Origin of the sequence: Enterobacter cloacae complex sp. IR5458, assembly GCF_049238025.1 — a bacterium.
Taxonomy (GTDB): domain Bacteria; phylum Pseudomonadota; class Gammaproteobacteria; order Enterobacterales; family Enterobacteriaceae; genus Enterobacter; species Enterobacter kobei.
The window spans coordinates 1-553 of sequence record NZ_JBMKIF010000143.1 but is presented as its reverse complement, the minus strand read 5'-3'; the positions used below and the strand labels follow the sequence as shown (position 1 = coordinate 553).

The window sequence follows — 553 nt, the reverse complement described above, 5'->3', positions numbered from 1 at the left end:
CATGCCTGTCGCGGCCGCACAATTGACGATATGCACTCCGATATCGTTTCAGCGGTTATTCGCTAATGAACCTGACGCCGGGGGGCAATGCCCCCGTTCCAGCCCAGGAGTTGCGGGTCCGGATCACCTCGGGCGGCCAGGTGGATGCTTCGGCGTTTCGCCTGTATGCCGACGGGAAGGTGCAGGGTGATGCGGACATGGTGTTTTATGGTCAGCCACGTAACGATGATGGTACCGTCAGCCTGGTCAGTGAAGGCCAGTACTCAACCTTTACTGTCGCGCTCAACCGGCTGAAACCTGATGTCCAGAAAATTGCGTTCACCGTGACCTGTGACGGTGGGCAGACGGTGTCCGGTCTTCGTAATCTTTCCATCGACGTGGAGCAAGGGGCTACCGGCCTGGTTAGCGGCAGTGTCGAACTGAGCGGCCGTCAGGAAGCAGCCTTAATTCTGGGTGAATTTTACCGTCGTAATAATGACTGGAAATTCCGCTTCGTTGCGCAGGGGTTCAACGGTGGACTTAAACCGCTGGCAGAGCATTTCGGCGTAAATAT

The 553-nt window shown here is 56.4% G+C and carries 1 protein-coding gene and 1 pseudogene; both read left to right on the top strand.

All coding sequences use genetic code 11. The annotated features are described in order from the left end of the window. Positions 1-66, top strand: a pseudogene (locus tag ACOTYN_RS26460) (tellurium resistance protein TerZ); the annotation flags it as partial. Continuing rightward, positions 66-553, top strand: a 488-nt coding sequence (locus tag ACOTYN_RS26455) for a TerD family protein (protein WP_421634814.1), incomplete at its 3' end; no start/stop codon positions are given. The pseudogene ACOTYN_RS26460 and the gene ACOTYN_RS26455, both read left to right, overlap by 1 nt.